18 protein-coding genes and 1 pseudogene are annotated in these 20,447 nt (G+C 72.5%); 8 read left to right on the plus strand and 11 right to left on the minus strand.

What is annotated here, in order from left to right; genetic code table 11:
- Window positions 1–72: 72 nt before the first annotated feature.
- From PS467_RS12470 to ctaC, 3 genes are read right to left on the minus strand one after another with little or no spacing between them, the layout of a single operon-like run.
- On the minus strand, window positions 73–471 hold the full coding sequence (locus tag PS467_RS12470; RefSeq protein WP_311035324.1) for a cytochrome c oxidase subunit 4: 399 nt from the start codon (window positions 469–471) through the stop codon (window positions 73–75).
- Window positions 468–2,210, minus strand: coding sequence for an aa3-type cytochrome oxidase subunit I (gene ctaD / locus PS467_RS12475; protein WP_268971540.1), 1,743 nt, complete (start codon window positions 2,208–2,210; stop codon window positions 468–470). The genes PS467_RS12470 and ctaD overlap by 4 nt, the downstream gene beginning before the upstream one ends.
- On the minus strand, window positions 2,207–3,169 hold the full coding sequence (gene ctaC / locus PS467_RS12480; protein ID WP_311035325.1) for an aa3-type cytochrome oxidase subunit II: 963 nt from the start codon (window positions 3,167–3,169) through the stop codon (window positions 2,207–2,209). The genes ctaD and ctaC overlap by 4 nt, the downstream gene beginning before the upstream one ends.
- A gap of 1,156 nt (window positions 3,170–4,325) precedes the next feature.
- On the opposite strand from ctaC, the gene PS467_RS12485 reads away from it, so the two are divergent.
- Window positions 4,326–5,726, plus strand: coding sequence for a cysteine desulfurase/sulfurtransferase TusA family protein (locus tag PS467_RS12485; RefSeq protein ID WP_311035326.1), 1,401 nt, complete (start codon window positions 4,326–4,328; stop codon window positions 5,724–5,726).
- Between the two features lie 133 nt (window positions 5,727–5,859).
- On the opposite strand, the gene PS467_RS12490 is transcribed toward PS467_RS12485, so the two are convergent.
- Entirely contained in the window at window positions 5,860–6,834 is a 975-nt protein-coding gene (locus PS467_RS12490; protein WP_268971542.1) for a carbohydrate kinase family protein, read from the minus strand.
- A gap of 172 nt (window positions 6,835–7,006) precedes the next feature.
- Between PS467_RS12490 and PS467_RS12495 the strand changes: the two genes are divergently transcribed.
- Both PS467_RS12495 and PS467_RS12500 read left to right on the plus strand, forming a co-directional pair.
- On the plus strand, window positions 7,007–7,231 hold the full coding sequence (locus PS467_RS12495; RefSeq protein WP_268971543.1) for a hypothetical protein: 225 nt from the start codon (window positions 7,007–7,009) through the stop codon (window positions 7,229–7,231).
- Between the two features lie 91 nt (window positions 7,232–7,322).
- Complete coding sequence (locus PS467_RS12500; RefSeq protein WP_311035327.1) at window positions 7,323–8,816, plus strand: hypothetical protein; 1,494 nt, start codon at window positions 7,323–7,325, stop codon at window positions 8,814–8,816.
- Between the two features lie 102 nt (window positions 8,817–8,918).
- Here the strand turns inward: PS467_RS12500 and PS467_RS12505 are convergent, their stop codons facing one another.
- On the minus strand, window positions 8,919–9,272 hold the full coding sequence (locus PS467_RS12505; protein WP_020871998.1) for a HesB/IscA family protein: 354 nt from the start codon (window positions 9,270–9,272) through the stop codon (window positions 8,919–8,921).
- Window positions 9,273–9,508: 236 nt separating this feature from the next.
- Here PS467_RS12505 and nadA point away from each other — a divergent pair, with 236 nt between their 5' ends.
- Window positions 9,509–10,687: a quinolinate synthase NadA gene (gene nadA / locus PS467_RS12510; RefSeq protein ID WP_311035328.1), complete on the plus strand. Its 1,179-nt coding sequence runs from the start codon at window positions 9,509–9,511 to the stop codon at window positions 10,685–10,687.
- Window positions 10,688–10,750: 63 nt separating this feature from the next.
- Here nadA and PS467_RS12515 read toward each other — a convergent pair whose 3' ends face one another.
- The 4 genes from PS467_RS12515 to PS467_RS12530 all read right to left on the minus strand — a co-directional run bounded on the left by PS467_RS12515 (window position 10,751) and on the right by PS467_RS12530 (window position 13,929).
- Window positions 10,751–11,428, minus strand: coding sequence for a response regulator transcription factor (locus PS467_RS12515; RefSeq protein WP_311035329.1), 678 nt, complete (start codon window positions 11,426–11,428; stop codon window positions 10,751–10,753).
- Window positions 11,425–12,708 (minus strand): sensor histidine kinase, encoded by a 1,284-nt coding sequence (locus PS467_RS12520; protein ID WP_311035330.1) that lies wholly within the window; start codon window positions 12,706–12,708, stop codon window positions 11,425–11,427. The genes PS467_RS12515 and PS467_RS12520 overlap by 4 nt, the downstream gene beginning before the upstream one ends.
- A 116-nt stretch (window positions 12,709–12,824) precedes the next feature.
- Window positions 12,825–13,103, minus strand: a complete 279-nt coding sequence (pspAA, locus tag PS467_RS12525; protein WP_311035331.1) for a PspA-associated protein PspAA — start codon at window positions 13,101–13,103, stop codon at window positions 12,825–12,827.
- A 37-nt stretch (window positions 13,104–13,140) separates the two neighbouring features.
- Window positions 13,141–13,929: a PspA/IM30 family protein gene (locus tag PS467_RS12530; RefSeq protein ID WP_268971557.1), complete on the minus strand. Its 789-nt coding sequence runs from the start codon at window positions 13,927–13,929 to the stop codon at window positions 13,141–13,143.
- 270 nt (window positions 13,930–14,199) lie between these two features.
- Between PS467_RS12530 and PS467_RS12535 the strand changes: the two genes are divergently transcribed.
- Window positions 14,200–14,796 (plus strand): DUF3043 domain-containing protein, encoded by a 597-nt coding sequence (locus tag PS467_RS12535; RefSeq protein ID WP_268971558.1) that lies wholly within the window; start codon window positions 14,200–14,202, stop codon window positions 14,794–14,796.
- A 128-nt stretch (window positions 14,797–14,924) separates the two neighbouring features.
- Complete coding sequence (locus tag PS467_RS12540) at window positions 14,925–15,590, plus strand: class I SAM-dependent methyltransferase (RefSeq protein WP_311035332.1); 666 nt, start codon at window positions 14,925–14,927, stop codon at window positions 15,588–15,590.
- A gap of 587 nt (window positions 15,591–16,177) precedes the next feature.
- On the opposite strand, the gene PS467_RS12545 is transcribed toward PS467_RS12540, so the two are convergent.
- Window positions 16,178–16,381: a hypothetical protein gene (locus tag PS467_RS12545; RefSeq protein ID WP_268971560.1), complete on the minus strand. Its 204-nt coding sequence runs from the start codon at window positions 16,379–16,381 to the stop codon at window positions 16,178–16,180.
- A gap of 141 nt (window positions 16,382–16,522) precedes the next feature.
- On the opposite strand from PS467_RS12545, the gene PS467_RS12550 reads away from it, so the two are divergent.
- Together PS467_RS12550 and cobT are read left to right on the plus strand one after the other, a co-directional pair.
- Window positions 16,523–17,722 carry a bifunctional adenosylcobinamide kinase/adenosylcobinamide-phosphate guanylyltransferase gene (locus PS467_RS12550; protein ID WP_311035333.1) on the plus strand — a complete coding sequence of 400 codons (1,200 nt, stop codon included), beginning with the start codon at window positions 16,523–16,525 and terminating at the stop codon, window positions 17,720–17,722.
- A gap of 682 nt (window positions 17,723–18,404) precedes the next feature.
- Window positions 18,405–19,454: a nicotinate-nucleotide--dimethylbenzimidazole phosphoribosyltransferase gene (cobT, locus tag PS467_RS12555; RefSeq protein ID WP_311035334.1), complete on the plus strand. Its 1,050-nt coding sequence runs from the start codon at window positions 18,405–18,407 to the stop codon at window positions 19,452–19,454.
- Window positions 19,455–19,594: 140 nt separating this feature from the next.
- Here cobT and PS467_RS12560 read toward each other — a convergent pair.
- A pseudogene (locus PS467_RS12560) lies at window positions 19,595–20,353 on the minus strand (adenosylcobinamide-GDP ribazoletransferase); the annotation flags it as partial.
- Window positions 20,354–20,447: the final 94 nt, after the last annotated feature.

A 20,447-nucleotide genomic window follows, 5' to 3' on the forward strand; every position in this document is an offset into this window, starting at 1 on the left:
AGCGGGGCCCGGACACCTGGGGAGGTGTCCGGGCCCCGCTCGTCTCACCGGTCGTGTCGGCCGACCGGCCCGCTACTGGTTGGCGTTCTCGCCGCGGTAGTACTCGAAGACCCAGCCGAAGAGACCGATCATGATGATCGGGGCCGAGAAGAAGAGCAGCCACCAGCCGAAGACCACGCCCAGGAAGGCCATGGCGCCACCGACGGCCAGGGAGAGCGGCTGCCAGCTGTGCGGGGAGAAGAATCCCAGCTCACCGGCGTCGTCCGCGACGTCCGCGTCCTTGTTGTCCTGCGCTCCGACATCCACCCGGCGCGCCGTGAACGCCAGGTAGTAGCCGATCATGATGCTCAGCCCGAAGGCCAGGAAGAGCGCGGTGGTGCCGGCCGGCTCCTTCGACCACACGCCATAGACGATCGCCATGACGAGGATGAAGACGGCCAGCCAGATGAACATCCGGCCTTGGACCTTCACTTGCCGGCCTCCTTACCACCCGCGAGGGCCTTGTCATCGTCAGGCGCACCGTGGTTCTCGAGCTGGTCGAGCGCCGCGATCTCCGGGTGGTGCAGGTCGAACGCCGGGGATTCGGAACGGATCCGCGGCAGGGTGAGGAAGTTGTGCCGCGGGGGCGGGCAGGAGGTCGCCCACTCCAGCGAGCGGCCGTAGCCCCAGGGGTCGTCGACCTCGACCTTCTTGCCGTACTTGGCGGTCTTCCAGACGTTGTAGAGGAACGGCAGGATCGACAGGCCCAGCAGGAAGGAGCTGATGGTCGAGATGGTGTTCAGCGTGGTGATGCCGTCGGCCGCCAGGTAGTCGGCGTACCGGCGGGGCATGCCCTCGGCGCCCAGCCAGTGCTGGACCAGGAAGGTGCCGTGGAAGCCGATGAACAGCGTCCAGAAGGTGATCTTGCCGAGCCGCTCGTCGAGCATCTTGCCGGTGAACTTCGGCCACCAGAAGTGGAATCCGGAGAACATCGCGAAGACCACGGTGCCGAAGACCACGTAGTGGAAGTGGGCCACCACGAAGTACGAGTCGGAGACGTGGAAGTCCATGGGCGGCGACGCCAGGATCACACCGGTCAGACCACCGAAGGTGAAGGTGATCAGGAAGCCGATCGCCCAGAGCATCGGGGTCTCGAAGCTCAGCGACCCCTTCCACATCGTGCCGATCCAGTTGAAGAACTTGATACCGGTCGGCACCGCGATGAGGAACGTCATGAACGAGAAGAACGGCAACAGCACTCCGCCGGTGACATACATGTGGTGGGCCCACACCGTCACCGAGAGACCGGCGATCGAAATGGTCGCGGCGATCAGGGAGATGTAACCGAACATCGGCTTCCGGGAGAAGACCGGAATGACCTCGGAAATGATGCCGAAGAACGGCAGCGCGATGATGTACACCTCTGGATGGCCGAAGAACCAGAAGAGGTGCTGCCAGAGCAACGCTCCGCCATTGGCCGCGTCGAAGACATGCGCCCCGAATTTACGGTCCGCCTCCAGGGCGAACAGCGCGGCGGCCAGCACCGGGAAGGCGAGCAGGACCAGCACCGCGGTCAGCAGCACGTTCCAGGTGAAGATCGGCATCCGGAACATCGTCATGCCCGGGGCGCGCATGCAGATGATCGTGGTGATGAAGTTGACCGCACCGAGGATGGTGCCGAAGCCGGAGAGGGCCAGACCCATGATCCACATGTCCGCGCCCACACCCGGTGAACGCACCGCGTCCGACAGCGGGGAGTAGGCGAACCAGCCGAAGTCGGCCGCGCCCTGCGGGGTCAGGAAGCCGCCCACCGCGATCAGCGAACCGAACAGGTACAGCCAGTACGCGAACATGTTCAGCCGCGGGAACGCCACATCGGGCGCACCGATCTGCAGCGGCATGATCCAGTTCGTGAAGCCCGCGAACAGCGGGGTGGCGAACATCAGCAGCATGATCGTGCCATGCATGGTGAACGCCTGGTTGAACTGCTCGTTCGACATGATCTGCGTACCCGGACGGGCCAGCTCGGCGCGCATGAAGAGCGCCATGAGGCCGCCGATGCAGAAGAACGCGAACGACGTGACGAGATAGAGCGTGCCGATCGTCTTGTGGTCCGTGGTGGTCAGCCACTTGACGACGACATTGCCCGGCTGCTTCCGGCGTACCGGCGACTGCCGCTCATGCGAGCCGGCCGTGTCGGCGGCACCCTGGGGTTCGTTGAGGATGCTCACGATGTCTTGGTCTCCGCGTTCTTGGCGGCGTCCGTCTGCTCAATGCCCGCCGGGATGTAGCCGGTCTGGCCCTTCTTCGCCAGCTCCTTGAGGTGCTGCTGGTAGCGCTCCGGCGACACGACCTTGACGTTGAAGAGCATCCGGGAGTGGTCGACGCCGCACAGTTCGGCGCACTTGCCCTTGAAGGTGCCCTCGCGGTTCGGGGTGACCTCGAAGCGGTTGGTGTGGCCCGGGATGACGTCCATCTTCATCAGGAAGGGGACCACCCAGAACGAGTGGATGACATCGCGGGACGTCAGGATGAACTGGACCGACTCGCCCTTCGGCAGCCACAGGGTCGGACCCGGGTTGCCGGTCTGCGGGTTCCGCTCACCGGGGGTGCCCGCCTCGTAGACGCCCTCCGCGCCCTTGGGGACCGCGCTGAGCATGCGCTTGGGGATCGAGGAGATCTCCTTGGCGGTCGCCTTCGGAGTCGCGGTCTTCCCGTCCACGTTCTCCATGTAGTTGAAGCCCCAGCTCCACTGGTAACCCACCACGTTGACCACGTGGTCGGGCTTCTTGGAGGTCTTGAGGAGCGCGTTCTCATCGCGTGCGGTGAAGTAGAACAGCACCGAGACGATGATGATCGGGACCACGGTGTACAGCGCCTCGATCGGCATGTTGTACCGGGTCTGCGCGGGAACCTCGATCTTGGTCCTGCTGCGGCGGTGGAAGATGACCGCCCAGATGATCAGGCCCCAGACCAGGACGCCCGTGGCGAGCGCTGCCGCCCACGAGCCCTGCCACAGGGAGAGGATCCGCGGCGCCTCCTCCGTGACGGGGGTAGGCATTCCGAGGCGGGGGAAGTCCTTCGATGTGCAACCGGTGGCGGTCGCCAGGACCAAGCCCGCGGCCAGCGCCTGCAGCAGCTTCCGCCGCACCGGGCGCCGCGACGAGCGGTCGGAGCCGTTGGGACTCACGTAGCGCCTTCCCGAGAGTCTCGCCCGCGCGGTCGGCCGCGGCCGTCTGTCTGGTCGGTCGCCGGCCCGGTGCGGGCAGGGGTTTGGATGTTTATGCGGACCAAACCCTACTGGACGCCATTTGGGGTCGTGCGGGGAGGGTGCCCAACGCGCCGGGGCGCTCCACGAAGGGGTGGAATCCCGGGCTCCGGTGGCCTTTTCCGCACCTGACACGACCCCGCCCCCGGCCCCGGCACACCCCGCTTCGGGACCCTGGCACGGCCCGGCTCGGGGTCCTGGCACGGCTCGGCTCGGAGCCTTGCGCGCCCCGGCTTGGGGTCCTGGCACGGCTCGGCTTGGGGCCCTGCGCGCCCCGGTTCGGGCTCCTGGCGCGGCTCGGCTGGGGGCCCTGCGCGCCCCGCCCCCCCGAGTCGGCCACGGCCCAGCCTCGGCGCCGATGCGACCCAGCTGCGAGGCCAGTGCGGCCCGGCACGGCGCGGTCGCGGCCCCGCACCCGCGCGACCCCGGCCACCGGCCCGGCGTGACCTCGGCTCCGCGGTCGGTGCGGTCCCGGTACGGACCCGGCCCGCCCTCGCCCCCGGAGCCGGTGCCGTCTCCGTCCCGGACCTGGCGCGGCCCGGCCTCGGGCTGACGCGGCCCCGACCCGGGGCCAGGTGCGGCACGGCCCGGTCTCGGCGCCGATGCGACCCAGCTGCGAGGCCAGTGCGGTCCGGCACGGCACGGCACGGCACGGTCGCGGCCTCGGCCCCGCACCCGCGCGACCCCGGCCACCGGCCCGGCGTGACCTCGGCTCCGCGGTCGGTGCGGCCCCGGTACGGACCCGGCCCGCCCTCGCCCCCGGAGCCGGTGCCGTCTCCGTCCCGGACCTGGCGCGGCCCGGCCTCGGGCTGACGCGGCCCCGACCCGGGGCCAGGTGCGGCACGGCCCGGTCTCGGGGTCGGTGGGACTCGGCTGCGAGGCCAGTGCGGTCCGGCACGGCACGGTCGCGGCCCCGGCCCCCGGAGCCCGGCGGGGTCTCGGCTCGGCGGTCGGTGCGGCCCCGGTACGGACCCGGCGCGGCTCGGCCTCGCGCCCGGCACGGCTCGGCCCCGGCCGCCGGGCTCGGACGGGGGCCGCGCGCGCCCGGTTGTCGGTGGTGGCGACTAGCGTTTCGTATGTGCCCTACTTCGACGCGGCCTCGTCCGCTCCGCTGCACCCCGTCGCCCGGCAGGCGCTCCTGGCCGCCCTCGACGAGGGGTGGGCCGACCCCGCCCGGCTCTACCGGGAGGGGCGCCGCGCCCGGCTGTTGCTGGACGCCGCGCGGGAGGCGGCGGCCGAGGCCGTGGGCTGCCGCCCGGACGAGCTGGTCTTCACTCCTTCGGGGACGCGCGCGGTGCACGAGGGCATCGCGGGGGCGCTCGCGGGCCGTCGGCGCGCCGGCCGTCATCTGGTCGTCTCCGCCGTGGAGCACTCCTCGGTGCTGCACGCGGCGGCCGCGCACGAGGCGGACGGCGGCACGGTCACCGAGGTGCCGGTGGACCGTATGGGGCGGGTCGCGCCGGGCGCGTACGCGGCGGCCCTGCGGGAGGCCCCGGACGGGGTGGCGCTGGCCTGTCTGCAGTCCGCCAACCACGAGGTGGGCACCCTCCAGCCAGTGGCCGAGGCGGCCGAGGAGTGTGCGGCGGCGGGCGTACCGCTGCTGGTGGACGCGGCGCAGTCGCTCGGCTGGGGTCCCGCGGCGGGCAAGTGGTCGCTCCTGACGGCAAGTGCCCATAAGTGGGGTGGCCCTGCGGGGGTGGGGCTGCTCGTGGTGCGCAAGGGGGTGCGCTTCCGTACGGCCTCGCCCGCCGACGAGCGGGAGTCGGGCCGCTCCCCCGGTTTCGAGAACCTCCCCGCGATCGTCGCCGCGGCCGCCTCGCTGCGGGCCGTCCGGGCGGAGGCCACCGCCGAGGCGGAACGGCTGCGGGGGCTGGTGGACCGCATCCGGGCGCGGGTGCCGGCGCTGGTGCCGGAGGTCGAGGTGGTCGGCGATCCTCAGCGGCGGCTGCCGCATCTGGTGACCTTCTCCTGTCTCTATGTCGACGGAGAGGCGCTGCTCCACGAGCTGGACCGCGCGGAGTTCTCGGTCTCGTCCGGCTCCTCGTGCACCTCGTCCACGCTGACCCCGAGCCATGTGCTGCGCGCGATGGGGGTGCTGTCCGAGGGCAATGTCCGGGTCTCGCTGCCGCGCGGTACGGCCGAGGCGGAGGTGGACCGGTTCCTGGAGGTGCTGCCGGGGGTGGTGGCCGAGGTGCGCGAGCGCCTGGGCGCGCCACGGCCGGCCGGAGCCGAAGCCTCCGCCCCGGCTCCCGAGCCCGAGCTGGTGGTCGATTCGCTCGGCAAGCGGTGCCCGATCCCGGTGATCGAGCTGGCCAAGGTGATCGGCGACGTGCCGGTGGGCGGCGTGGTGACGGTGCTGTCCGACGACGAGGCGGCCCGGCTGGACATCCCGGCGTGGTGCGAGATGCGGGGCCAGACCTACGAGGGCGAGCGCCCGGCCGAACGGGGCGTGGCCTACCGGGTCCGCCGCCGCGACTGAGCCCCGTCGGCCCTGTCCGGCACATCACGCCGTCCGGCGGAGGCGGTGCGCGCGGCCTCTGGCACACGGGGTGCCTCCCAGCGGTGGCTGGAGGAGCCGGCACGGCGGGATGTGTCGGACAGGGCCGGTGGGGTCAGGAGAGGTGGGCCGCGATCTCGCCCGCCGCCTCATGGCCGTACGCCTTGGCGAACCGCTCCATGAAGTGGCCGCGGCGCAGCTCGTACTCCTGGGTGCCGACCGTCTCGATGACCAGCGTCGCCAGCATGCAGCCGACCTGGGCGGCGCGCTCGAGCGGGAGTTCCCAGGCCAGACCGGAGAGGAAGCCCGCGCGGAAGGCGTCGCCGACGCCGGTCGGGTCGGCCTTCCGCTCCTCCTCCGGGCAGCCGACGACGATGGGCTCCTCGCCCTCGCGGTCGATCCGCACACCCTGCGCGCCCAGCGTGGTGACCCGGGTGCCGACCTTGGCGAGGATCTGGTCCGCGGTCCAGCCGGTCTTGGTCTCGATCAGCGCGGCCTCGTACTCGTTGGTGAAGAGGTACTCGGCGCCGCCGATCAGCGCCCGGATGTCCTCGCCCTCCATGCGGGCGAGCTGCTGGGAGGGGTCGGCGGCGAAGGGAATGCCGCGGGTGCGGCACTCCTCGGTGTGGCGGACCATCGCCTCCGGGTCGTCCGCGCTGATCAGGACGAGGTCGAGGCCGCCGACCCGCTCCGCGACCGGCTGGAGCTCGATCTGGCGGGCCTCGCTCATGGCGCCGGTGTAGAAGGAGGCGATCTGGTTGTGGTCGGCGTCCGTGGTGCAGACGAAGCGCGCGGTGTGCAGGACCTCGGAGATCCGCACGGACGCGGTGTCCACACCGTGCCGGTCCAGCCAGGCGCGGTAGTCGGCGAAGTCCTCGCCGGCCGCGCCGACCAGGATCGGGCGCAGGCCCAGCACGCCCATGCCGAAACAGATGTTGGGGCCGACCCCGCCACGGCGGACGTCGAGGGTGTCGACCAGGAAGGAGAGGGAGACCGTATGCAGCTGATCGGCGACCAGCTGATCGGCGAAGCGGCCGGGGAAGGTCATCAGATGGTCGGTGGCGATGGAGCCGGTTACGGCGATACGCACGGGATTCGCTCCTGCGAGGGGCGGCGAGATCGGACGCTTCACGCTATCCGCTTCCCCCTGCCCATACGAACGGAAGAAACTACCCGATAGTAGGTCTTTTTTCGCGGACACCCGCTGAATAGCGTGCTCGACGCGGGGTACGCGTGGGCGGCCCCCTGGACCGGGAGACCTCATGCCTCAGCGATTCGCCTCCGCCTTCTCCGCCACCGGAGTCATCGAACCCGAGCAGCTGGAGGAGCTGCGCGGGGACGGTGCGCGGATGGCGCCGCACTGGGCGGTCACCGTATCGCCTGCCGCCGCCCCCGCTTCACCGGTCTCCCCCTCCCGCATCCGGGGGATCACCGTGCCGCCCGCGTCGGCCGATCTGCTGGCCGGCATGTCGGATTACGGCAACTGAAGGAACCGGGTGCGCCCCGGCTCCGTCTCATCGGCATCTCCTCGCGAGGGATGCGACCGTAGAACGTGAGCGGAGCCGAAGGAGCGAAACGGTGAGCACCGAGGACACCGACACCCCGCAGACCCCCGACGACGACACTCGCCGACCGCGCCGACGCTCGCCGCTGGCCGTCGTGTCAGTGGCGGCGGCGGTGCTGGTCGCCGGTGGTGGCGGCGCCTACTGGGCCTCCAGCGCGGCGGACGGCGGCACGCGAGGGCCGGGCGCGGCGGGCGAGGACGGCGCGCCGAAACCCCTCGCACTGGACGCCTACGCCTCCCCGGCCGGGGAGCGGGGCGGGGACGAGGGCATCGCGCCGGGTGAGCCCGATCCGCGCGGCGGCCGCTATGTGATCAAGGGGAAGTACCCGGACGGGCCCGAGGAGGCCCCGGTGTACCTGAGCGACCCGAAGGTCACCAAGGCCGATGCGGCGCGGCTGGCGAAGGCCCTGGACGTGTCCGGCAGCCCCCGCGCCGACCACGGGTACTGGAAGGTCGGCGGCACCAAGGACGCGAGCGGCCCGACGCTGCGGGTGAGCCGGACCGGACCGGGCAGCTGGTCGTACTCGCGCTATGGGGCGCCGGGCGGTACGTCCTGCGTCCACCCGGACGGGAAGCCGGCGGATCAGGGCGCGCGGACCGACAAGGGCGGTCAGGCCGCCGGGACGGAGGCTGACAAGGGCGCCGCGGACTGCCCCTCCTACCGGGACGGCGACAAGCGCGGTGACAACGGCGCCGGTGAGGGCGGCGACCAGGCCGTGTCCGAGGAGAAGGCGGAGCGCACCGCCGAGCCGGTGCTGAAGGCGCTGGGCCTGTCGGACGCGAAGCTCGACGCGCGGAGCCGCTACGGCGCCGTGCGGATGGTGAACGCGGACCCGCGGGTGGGCGATCTGCCGACCCACGGCTGGCGGACCAGTCTTCAGGTCGGCGCCGACGGCCAGCTGGTGGGCGGCAGCGGAACGCTGGCGCTGCCCCGGGAGGACGACAGCTATCCGCTGCTCGGCGCGGAGCAGGCGCTGCGGCGGCTGAACGATACGGCGGCGGCCAAGGGCGGCGACGGCTCCGACAAGGTGACGGTGCGCAAGGCCACCTTCGGCCTCGCCTCGCACCTGGTCGACGGCCGGCGGGCGCTGGTGCCGTCGTGGATCTTCGAGACCGAGCCGACCGGGGCCAACGGGGTGGCGGTCACCCTTCCCTATCCCGCGGTGAAGCCGGAGTTCATCAAGAAGGCCGAGGAGCCGGGCCACTCCCCGTCGCGGCCGGGCGAGGGGGACGAGACCTCCAAGCCCGATGACATCACCTCGTACAGCGTGGACGGCAAGACCCTGACGGTGCGCTTCTGGGGCGGTGTCTGCAACACCTACTCGCTCTCCGCGAAGGAGACGTCCGAGCAGGTGACGCTGGAGCTGGGGAGCAAGCCGACCCATCCGGGGCGGGCCTGCATCCTGATCGCCAAGCAGCTGGAGAAGAAGGTGACGCTGAAGGAGCCGCTGGACGGCCGGAAGGTCGTGGACGGGTCCACCGGTGAGACGGTGCCGCTGCGGAAGTGACGGTGCCGTCGCGGGAACAGGCGTAGCGCGGCATGCGGAAGGGGGCGGGCCCATGGGGCCCGCCCCCTTCGTCGCGCCGTTCGCCGCCGCCGTGCCGGCGGTTCAGCTGAAGGAGTCGCCGCAGGCGCAGGAGCCCGTGGCGTTCGGGTTGTCGATGGTGAAGCCCTGCTTCTCGATGGTGTCGACGAAGTCGATCGAGGCACCGCCCAGGTACGGGGCGCTCATGCGGTCGGTCACGACCTTGACGCCGCCGAAGTCCTTGACGACGTCGCCGTCGAGCGAGCGCTCGTCGAAGAAGAGCTGGTAGCGCAGGCCGGAGCAGCCGCCGGGCTGGACGGCGACGCGCAGCGCGAGGTCGTCGCGGCCCTCCTGCTCCAGCAGGCTCTTGACCTTCGACGCGGCGGCGTCGGACAGGATGATGCCCTCGCTCGCGGTGGTCTCGTCCTGAACGGTCATCTGCTTCTCTCCCGGGTCGTACGGACTGCTTGCCGTCGGAACCAACCAACGGCGTCCCGGATTCATTCCGGGCCCAGCGCTTGTCTCCTGTTGCCCTTCATGCTCGCACACGGGTCGGCACACCGGAATGCGTCACATCGACACAATGCCCATCGTCAAAGTGACGTGAAGCGGCTATGATAGATAGCGTCATTCTGACGATTAGGGTTCCCAGTGAAGAAAGAAGGGTGCGTGACGTGACCACCGCCCAACCCCTCGACGTGCAGCCGACCCCGCTCGCTCTGCTGCTTCTCGGCCGGGAGGCCGACCCCCGGAGCGAGCGCGGCGTGGAATGCCCGGGAGACCTTCCGGCGCCCTCCGACCCGGATCTGGTGGCGCGTGCCCGCGCGGCCAAGGAGAAGCTCGGGGACAAGGTCTTCGTCCTCGGCCACCACTACCAGCGCGACGAGGTGATTGAGTTCGCCGATGTCACCGGGGACTCCTTCAAGCTCGCCCGGGAAGCGGCGGCCCGGCCGGACGCCGAGTACATCGTCTTCTGCGGTGTGCACTTCATGGCCGAGTCCGCCGACATCCTGACCAACGACGCCCAGCAGGTCGTCCTACCCGATCTGGCGGCCGGCTGCTCGATGGCCGACATGGCCACGGCCGAGCAGGTCGCCGAGTGCTGGGAGGTGCTGACCGAGGCGGGGGTCGCGGATGTGACGGTGCCCGTCTCGTACATGAACTCCTCCGCCGACATCAAGGCGTTCACCGGTCGCCACGGCGGCACGATCTGCACCTCCTCCAATGCCCAGCGGGCCCTGGAGTGGGCGTTCCAGCAGGGCGAGAAAGTGCTGTTCCTGCCCGATCAGCACCTGGGGCGCAATACGGCGGTCCGCGACCTGGGCATGTCGCTGGAGGACTGTGTCGTCTACAACCCGCACAAGCCGAACGGCGGCCTCACCCCCGAGCAGCTGCGCGCCGCGACGATGATCCTGTGGCGCGGCCACTGCTCGGTGCACGGCCGGTTCTCGCTGGACTCGGTCAACGATGTGCGCGAGCGGATACCGGATGTGAACGTGCTGGTGCACCCCGAGTGCAAGCACGAGGTGGTGGCCGCGGCGGACCACGTGGGCTCGACCGAGTACATCATCAAGGCCCTGGAGGCCGCCCCCGCCGGTTCGAAGTGGGCGATCGGCACCGAGCTGAACCTCGTACGGCGCCTGGCCAATCGTTTCGCCGATCAGGGCAAGGAGATCGTCTTCCTCGACAAGACGGTCTGCTTCTGCTCGACCATGAACCGGATCGATCTGCCGCACCTGGTCTGGGCGCTGGAGTCGCTGGTGGACGGCAAGGTGGTCAACCGCATCCAGGTCGACAAGGAGACGGAGCACTTCGCCAAGCTGGCCCTGGAGCGGATGCTGGCGCTGCCGTAGCCGGCGGCGTGTGCCGGGAACCGGGGCTGAGCTCGGCAGTCGGCCCCGGTTCCCGGCCCCCGGTCAGTGGCCCGCGCGGACCAGCCCCGTCTCGTAGGCGATCACCACCAGCTGGGCGCGGTCGCGGGCGCCCAGCTTGGCCATCGCGCGGTTGACATGCGTCTTGACCGTGAGCGGGCTCACCTCCAGCCGGGCGGCGATCTCGTCGTTCGACAGCCCGCCGGCCACCTGGACCAGGACCTCGCGCTCGCGGACCGTGAGGACGTCCAGCCGCGCGGCGTCGTAGCCGCTCCCCTCGTCGCTCCGGTCGCCCTGGGCCAGGAAGCGGGCGATCAGCCCCTTGGTCGCGGCCGGGGACAGCAGCGCCTCGCCCGCCGCCGCGATACGGATCGCCGCGAGCAGCTCATCGGGTTCGGCGCCCTTGCCGAGGAATCCGCTGGCGCCCGCCCGCAGCGAGTCCACCACGTACTCGTCGACCTCGAAGGTCGTCAGCATGACCACCCGGACGCCGCCGAGCTGCGGATCTTCGGTGATCATGCGGGTGGCGGCCAGCCCGTCCGTACCGGGCATCCGGATGTCCATCAGGACCACATCGGCACCCTCGGCTCGGGCGATCTCCACCGCCTGCGCCCCGTCGGACGCCTCCCCCACCACCTCCATGTCCGGCTCGGAGTCCACCAGGACGCGGAACGCGCTGCGCAGCAGCGCCTGATCGTCCGCGAGCAACACCCTGATCGTCATGAGTCCCCTCCGCTACGCAACTGCAGAGGAAGTCTCACCCGGACCCGGAAGCCGCCCTCGGGCCGGGGTCCCGCCTCGCAGCTGCCGCGCAGCGCGGTCACCCGCTCGCGCATGCCCAGCAGGCCGTGCCCGCCGCCCCCGGTCTCCTCCCCGGGCGCGCCCTTGTCGTCCGTCCCCTCCGGCCCGCCCGGCCCCTCGGTCCGCGCCCCCGCCCCGTCGTCCTCGACGGTGACCTCCAGGGCGTCCCGGACGCGGACGATGCGGACCTCGGCGGTGGCCCCGGGCCCGGCGTGCTTGTGCACATTGGTCAGCGCCTCCTGGACGATCCGGTAGGCCGTCAGGTCCACCGAGCCGGGCAGCGGGCTGAGCGCCTCCGGTGGCTCCGCCCGGACCTCGACCCGCATCCCGGCCCGGACGAAACCGTCCACGAGCTGGTCCAGGACGGCGAGGCCGGGGGCCGGTTCGGTGGGCGCGGCGGGGTCGCCGTACTGCCGCAGCAGACCGACCGTGGCGCGCAGTTCGTCCAGCGCCGAGCGGCTCGCCTGCCGTACGTGGGCGAGCGCCTCCTTGGCCTGGTCCGGACGGTTGTCCATGACGTGGGAGGCCACCCCGGCCTGGACGTTGACCAGCGCGATGTGATGCGCCACGACATCGTGCAGCTCACGGGCGATGCGCAGCCGCTCCTCGGCGACCCGGCGGCGCGCCTCCTCCTCGCGGGTCCGCTCGGCCCTGACCGCCCGCTCCTCGATGGCGGCGATGAAGGCGCGGCGGCTGCGCACCGCGTCGCCGGCCGCCGCGGCCAGCCCGGTCCAGGCGAAGAGCCCCCAGTTCTCCTGGGAGTACCAGGGGTTGAGCCCGAAGAGCATCCCGGCCCCCGTGACCAGCACGGCCGTGGCGGCGCCGAGCCGCCAGGTGGTGGGGCGGTCGGTGCGGGCCGCGACGGTGTAGAGCGCCACCACGACGCCGAACACGATGGAGGTGCGCGGCGGGCCCACGTCATTGGTGATGATCTCGACGAGGGTGAGGCCGACGTTGAAGACGAGCACTCCGCACGGCCGTTCGCGGCGGAACACCAGCGAGCCGGCGGCGAGCACGGCCAGCAGCACGAAGAGGGGGCCCAGCGGCTGATCGGGCACGCGCGGACTGGCCACCGCGCCGACCAGGATCAGCACCAGGACCCCCGCCGACACCATGGCGTCCAGGGAGCGGGGGTGGTCGCACAGCCAGCGGTGCGGACGGGCCAGACCCGGCCCGACGGCGAGGGGAGTCACGGGATCCAACGGTAAGGGCCGCGGCGGGCCGCCCGGCTTCATGAGCGCCCGAGCCCGGCCGGCCGAGCGGGCACGAGCTGTGCTGGAGTGCGGTCCGGGGGCGCGTCGCACGACCTTGCGCCGCACTATCCCGGAATGAGGCCGTCGTCCTTGAGCATCGCCTTGACTTCCTCAAGGGTGGCGTCGGCGGCGGGGAGAATCAGCTCGGACGGCTGGAGGGCGTCGTCGGGCAGCGGCTCACCGGCCGAGCGCACCGCCTCCAGCAGCGCGCCCAGGGTCTTCCGGAAGCCCTCGTGATCGCCGTCCTCGATCTCGGCGAGCAGCTCGTCGTCCAGTCTGTTCAGTCCGGGCAGCCGGCTGTCGGCCACCAGCACCTGGCCCTCCCCCATGATCCGTACGATCATGACGACCTCCTCGGAGACCTCGCCCAAGGGGCGCGGGCTACTGCTTGTCGAACCTGTGCTGGGTCTGGGACTGCTGGGCCTGGTCCTGCTTGCCGCCCTCGATCGCCTGCTGCGGGCTGCCGCCGGCCAGCTCGGCCTTCATCCGCTGGAGCTCCAGCTCCACGTCCGTACCGCCGGAGATCCGGTCGAGCTCGGCCGCGATGTCGTCCTTGGTGGCCATACCGGACTGGTCGTCGAGGGCTCCGGAGGCCAGCAGCTCGTCGATCGCACCCGCGCGCGCCTGCATCTGGGCGGTCTTGTCCTCGGCACGCTGGATCGCCATGCCGACGTCGCCCATCTCCTCCGAGATGCCGGAGAACGCCTCGCCGATACGGGTCTGCGCCTGGGCCGCGGTGTAGGTGGCCTTGATGGTCTCCTTGCGGGTGCGGAACGCGTCGACCTTGGCCTGCAGCCGCTGGGCGGCCAGCGTCAGCTTCTCCTCCTCGCCCTGGAGCGTCTGGTGCTGCGTCTCCAGGTCGGTGACCTGCTGCTGGAGCGCGGCACGGCGGGACAGCGCCTCGCGGGCCAGGTCCTCCCGGCCGAGCGCGAGCGCCTTGCGCCCCTGGTCCTCCAGCTTGGTGGACTGGCCCTGCAACTGGTTGAGCTGAAGCTCCAGGCGCTTGCGCGAGGTCGCCACGTCCGCGACACCGCGCCGCACCTTCTGGAGCAGCTCGAGCTGCTTCTGGTACGAGTAGTCAAGGGTCTCGCGCGGGTCCTCGGCCCGGTCCAGGGCCTTGTTGGCCTTCGCGCGGAAGATCATTCCCATACGCTTCATGACACCGCTCATGGGCCTCGCGCGCCCCCTTCTGACGGACGTGTGCTCCGGCACTCCAATAGACCCAGCCTACGGGGCCCACTTCCATTACCGCACTGTTCGCGTCCGCGCGCGCTCCTCCTCCAGGACGATCAGGCACCCGGAGTCTCCGGCGCAAGGAGGAGTGCGCCCCCTGTGTCCCGATCTGTGTCCCGATCGGGCCCCGGTACGGCGGGATCCCGTTGCCGGATCGTTCCCCCTGAGGCTGGGGCACCCACCCGGCAACCCGTACCCTTGGGCTTTGTGTTCCGAAGCCGTTCCAAGGATGAGCAGGCCGCAACCACCAAGGTGACCGCGGACCAGCCGCAGCAGCCCCGTGACCCGCAGGCGCCCAAGGGCCGCCCCACTCCCAAGCGGAGCGAGGCCCAGTCACAGCGCCGCAGCCTGGCGAAGACGCCGGCCAACCGTAAGGAGGCCACCAAGCGTGCGCGCGAGGCCCGCCGCGCCGATCTGGCCAAGCAGCGCGAGGCGCTGGCCGGGGGCGACGAGCGGTATCTGCCGGCCCGCGACAAGGGTCCGGTGCGACGTTTCGCCCGCGACTTCGTGGACTCGCGGTTCTCAGTGGCGGAGTACTTCCTGCCGCTTGCGGTGGTCATCCTGGTGCTGAGCATGATCCGGGCCGGCGCCCTGCAGAGCTATGTGCTGCTGCTGTGGATGGTGGTCATCGTCCTGATCGTGATCAACTCCATCGTCCTCGGCTTCCAGCTCAAGCGGCAGTTGCGCAAGCGCTTCCCCGACGAGAACCTGCGCGGCGCGGTGGCGTACGCCCTGATGCGCACCCTCCAGATGCGCCGGCTGCGGCTGCCCAAGCCGCAGGTCAAGCGCGGAGAGCGGCCCTGAGCGGCCAACCCTCCGGCTTCGCCGGCGGGGCGACCGGCTGGCTGGGTCACCTCGGGGCCCTGCGGAACACCGTCCGGCAGACACTGGTCGCGCACCAGCTCGACGAGCAGATCACCGCCCGCTTCCCGGTGGGACAGCGGCTGCGGGTGCTCGACGTGGGCGTCGGCCAGGGCACGCAGGCCCTGCGGCTGGCCCGTGCGGGCCATGAGGTGACCGGGCTGGAGTCGGACGCCGCCATGCTGGAGGCGGCCCGCACCGTGCTCGCCGACGAGCCCGAGGGCATCCGGCGGCGGGTGCGGCTGATCGAGGGCGACGGCCGGGAGACCGGGGCACACTTCCTGCCGGGCACCTTCGACGTGGTGCTGTGCCACGGGGTGCTGATGTACGTGCCCGAACCGGATCCGCTGCTCGCCGGGCTGGCCCGGGTACTGGCACCCGGCGGCCTGCTCTCCCTGCTGGTGCGCAACGGTGACGCGCTGGCGATGCGGCCGGGGCTGGCCGGGGACTGGGACACCGCGCTGACCGCCTTCGACTCCCCCTCGTACACCAACCGGATCGGCCTGCGGGTGCGCGCCGACCGGCGCGAGGAGCTGACCTCGACCCTGACCGCGATCGGCGCGCCGCTGCGCGCCTGGTACGGGGTGCGCGTCTTCACCGACCTCGCCCCGAACGACGCGGAGCCGCCCGGCTCCCCGGAGTGGGAGCGCCTGCTGGCAGCCGAGGAACGGGCCGGCCGCACGGATCCGTACCGCGCGGTGGCGGCACTGCTGCATCTGTGCGGGGTGCGGGGCTGATCGCCGATGCGGGGTGGGTGCGGGGTGGCGGTGCCCACCGCCACCCCGCACCCACCCCGCGCGAGCGCCACCTCGCGCGGGCGCTATCGGGCGCGCACGTCCTGCTCGGCACGCTTCCCTGCGCACGCGCTCGCGCGGGCACCACCTCGCACGGACGCCACCCTGCGCGGGCACCACCCTGCGCAGGCACCTGCGCAGGCGCGCGGGCACCACCTCGTACGGACACCACCCCGCACGGACGCCGCTCCGCACGGGCAGCACCTCGCACGGGTGCCACCCTGCGCAGGCGCCACCTCGTGCGGACGCTATCGGGCGCGCACGTCCTGCTCGGCCAGCCCGCCCCTCGGCCCACCGCTTGCTCGGTCCGTATGTCTTGCTCAGAGCGCAGGTCTTGCTCGGCGCATGCGTCCGGCTCGGCGCGGGCGTACTGCAAGGTGTGCGAGTCCGGTGCGATGCACCCTTGCTCTTCGGGTGGGTGCCCTGCGGTGCGTGGACGCCTGATCGGCGTCCACCGTCCGGCTCGGTGCGCGCCGGCCGAGTAGGCGCGTGGGCCTACTCGGGGCGCACCGTCCGACTCGATGCCACGCCTACTCGGCGCGCAGGCTCATCGGGCCGTAGATCTTCGTGCCGTCCTCGAAGAGCGTCACCTGCTCCGCTCCTCCCTCGAGGAGCGCCCGCCACTCCTCGCCGATCCACGACTCCGCGTCCCCCTGAGTCGGGAACTCGTCCGGCTGCACCGCGGGCTTCGTCTCCGTCCCGTCGGACTTCTCGAATCGCCATGTCCACGCCATATCCAGCCTCCTCCATCCTGCCGGCCCACAGGTGATACCCGCCGGTCCACAGGTGATGTCTGCCCGCAGCCTAAGTGACTGATCACTCCCTAGGGGGTGGCCCCGCGCGACCCGTGGGACCGGACGCGAGACGATCAGACCGTGGAACTCACTCTTCTGGGCACCGGGTCGCCCGACGGGCTGCCGCGCCACGGCTGCCCCTGCGCCTCCTGCGCCGCCGCCGTCGGCGAGGAGGCGCGGGCCGCCACCTCGCTGCTGATCGACGGCGCGCTGCTGATCGACCTCACCCCGGGGGCCGCCTTCGCCGCCGCGCGGGCCGGCCACTCGCTGGTCGGCGTACGGCAGGTGCTGCTCTCGCATCCGCACGCGGGCCCGGCCGTCGAGTTCCCGGCCGGGCTGCCCGCGCCGGGGCGGGTGCCGGACGGCCGCCGGCTGTCCCTGATCAGCGGCCACCGGGTACGGGCGGTGGCGCTGGACTCCCCCGGTACGGGCTACGAGGTCACCGGCCCCGACGGCCCCCGGCTGCTGTACCTGCCGCCGGGCGGCGCCCCCGCCGGCCTCCCGGACCCGGCCGAGCCGTACGACATGGTGCTGCTCGATGTGCTGGGCCGCCCCGACGCCCTGGCCGCCCTGCGCGCCTCGGGCGCCGTGGGCGCCACCACGGACGTCGTGGCCGTGCACCTCGACCACACCGTCCCGCCGGGCCAGGAGCTGCACCGCCGTCTCGCCACGGCGGGTGCGCGGACGGTGCCCGACGGGCGGACGCTGATCGTCGGCGAGTACCACGCGGTGCCGGATCTGCCGCGCCGCACGCTGGTGCTGGGCGGTGCCCGGTCCGGTAAGTCCCTGGAGGCGGAACGGCGGCTGGCCGCCTTCCCCGACGTGCTGTACGTCGCCACGAGCGGCATCCGCGAGGGCGACCCGGAGTGGGCCGCCCGCATCTCGGCCCATCGCGAGCGCCGCCCCGGCTCCTGGCGCACCACCGAGACCTGCGATCTGACACCGCTGCTCGCCCAGGACGGCCCGCCGCTGCTCATCGACTGCCTGGCGCTGTGGCTCACCGACGCGATGGACTCCGTGGACGCCTGGGACGACGACAAGTGGGCGCACGGCGGTGAACGCGCCCTCCGCGAACGGGTGTCCGCGCTCGTCGCGGCGGTCCGCGCCACCAGCCGTACGGTGGTGGCGGTGAGCAACGAGGTCGGCGCCGGGGTCGTCCCCGCGACCGCCTCCGGCCGCCGCTTCCGCGATGAACTGGGGCGGTTGAACGCGGCGTTCGCCGAGGAGTGCGAGCAGGTGCTCCTGGTCGTGGCCGGTCAGCCGCTGCCGCTGCGCGGCTGAGCCCGGTCGGGGCAACCTCGGCCGGGCCCCGGGCGCCGGGTGGCCCGGCCGGGGCTCCTGGGTCCCCCGGTCTTGCGGGGCTGTTCGGCTCGGTCGGGTGCGGGTTTCGTCTCGCGCCTTCGGCGCACTTGAGCAGCGGGGCAGGGGGTGGGGGGCGCGGCGCCGCCGCCGGGCGCCGGGGCGGTGGGGGCGGGCGCCGGTGGCGGCTTCCGTGCTCGACGGCCGGGACCCATCCGGACTGCGGGCTGCGGGCTGCGGGCTGCGGGGCAAGATCCCGTCGGCTTCCGGCGGTCCGGCGCCGCACTCGATGAGATGTCCTCCCGCCCGGCCCTTCCCGGTACCCCCTAAATAACGCTTGATCTGACGCAACTAATTGGTCAATCAGTCTCCAGAGGGGTACCCCACCCCCCTGCTGTCCGGCATCGGCCTCGGCCCCCGGCCACGGAAGCCGCCACCGGCCCCCGCCCCCACCGACCCGGCGGACGGCGATGCGGGCCCGGCCCGGCACCCCCTGCCCCGCTGCTCACTTGCGCCGAAGGCGCGAGACGAAACCCGCACCCCACCGAGCCGAGCAGCCCGACGCCGATGCCGACGACAACGCCGACGACAACGCCGGCGCGTGAGCCGACCCCAACCGGCGGAGCCGGTACCGCTTTCCGGCCCGCCCGGTAGGGTTCGCCAGGTGAGTGCTCTCAATCTCGATGACTTCGTCGACCTGATCGAGCGCCCCGACGGGGGCATCCGGCGTGACGCCGAGGAGCGCCGCGAGCGGCTCGCGTTGCCGCCGGGTGCGCTCGGGCGGCTGGACGAACTGGGCGAGTGGCTGGCCGCCGCGCAGCAGCGGGTGCCGGTCAAGCCCGTCGAGCAGCCCCGCGTCATCCTCTTCGCGGGCGACCACGGCGTCTCCGACCTGGGCGTCTCCGCCCGCCCCGCCAGGAGCACCCACCGCCTCGTCCGCGCCGTGCTGGACGGCGAGAGCCCGGCCGCCATCCTCGCCGCCCGGCTCGGCGCGCCCGTCCGCGTCGTCGACATGGCGCTGGACTGCGACCCCGAGGACCTCCCCGAGGAGGTCACCCGCCACCGCGTGCGCCGCGCGTCCGGCCGGCTCGACGTCGAGGACGCGCTCACCCTGGACGAGGCCGAGCGGGCCTTCCGTACCGGCATGGCCATCGCCGACGAGGAAGTGGACTCCGGCACCGACCTCCTCGTCCTCGGCGACCTCAGCGTCGGCGGTACCACCGCCGCCGCCACCCTGATCGCCGCGCTGTGCGGTACGGACGCGTCCGTGGTCACCGGCCGGGGCGGGGCCGCCATCGACGATCTCGCGTGGATGCGCAAATGCGCCGCGATCCGCGACGGGCTGCGCCGGGCCCGCCCGGTGCTCGGCGATCAGCTCCAGCTGCTGGCCACCGTCGGCGGTGCCGACCTCGCCGCGATCACCGGCTTCCTGTTGCAGAGCGCCGTGCGCCGTACCCCCGTGATCCTGGACGGCGTCGTCTCGGCGGCCTGTGCGCTGGTCGCCCAGCGGGTGGCGTTCCGTGCCCCGGACTGGTGGCTGGCCGGTCAGGCCAGCGGCGAGCCGGGCCAGGAGAAGGCGCTCGACCGCATCGCCCTCACCCCGCTGCTCGACCACGGCGTCACGGTCGGCGAGGGCACGGGCGCGCTGCTGGCCCTGCCGCTGGTGCAGGCGGCCGCGGCCCTGCACGCGGAACTCCCCGAACAGGACGGCTGAGGTCCTTCCGACGGACCTCCGCGGGAGCCGCGCGTGGGAACGGGCCGCGGACCTGCCGTAGCGGCGGCCGCTCGCCGCCGCGAACCCACCGCAACCCGGGCACCGGGCACCGGATGGTCAGGGGCCGGCGGCGGTCGGCCCTAGCCGAAGGTCAGGATCACCAGGGCGGTCGTCGCGGCCGTCTCCGCGAGCGCGCCGAAGACATCGCCGGTCACCCCGTCGAGACGGCGGCGGCAGTGGCGCAGCAGGAGTTCGGCGGCCACCAGGGCGGCCAGGGCGGCGAAGGCGTGACGGACGACGGCGTACGGGCCGAAGGGGGCGGCCGCCACCGCGCAGCCGGCCACCGCCACCGCCGCCACGACACCGGCGGACCGCCACGGCACGGTGCCCGCGACGGCCGCGCCCAGTCCCTCCGGACGCGCCGCCGGGACTCCCACGCGCGCCGCGAGCGTCAGGGAGCAGCGCGCGGCGACACCGGCCACGGCCGCCGCGACCGCGCCGTGCGCCCAGTCCTGCCCGTACAGCTGGGCCAGGGCCGCCACTTGGCCGAGCAGGACGAACAGCAGCGTGATCACGCCGAACGGCCCGATGTCCGACCGCTTCATGATGCGCAGCGCGTCCTCGGCGGGCTTGCCGCTGCCGAGCCCGTCCGCGGTGTCGGCGAGCCCGTCGAGGTGGAGGCCGCGGGTCAGTACGGCGGGTATCGCGGCGGTGGCGACGGCCGCCAACAGCGCCCCGGCGCCGAGGAACAGCAAGGCCCCACCCACCGCCGCCGCGCACAGCCCCACGGCCAGCCCGGCCAGCGGAGCGCACAGCATCCCGGCGTGGGCCGCCTGCCGGTCCCAGCGGGTGACCCGTACGGGCAGCACCGTGAGCGTGCCGAAGGCGAAGCGGACCCCGTCGGCCCAGGGGGCGCGCGGAGCGTGCGCGGGCGGCGGGTCGTACGCGGGGCGCGGCGGATGCTCCGGGCGGCCGGGAGGCTCCGCGCCTTCC

Origin of the sequence: Streptomyces luomodiensis, assembly GCF_031679605.1 — a bacterium.
Classification (GTDB): Bacteria; Actinomycetota; Actinomycetes; order Streptomycetales; family Streptomycetaceae; genus Streptomyces; species Streptomyces luomodiensis.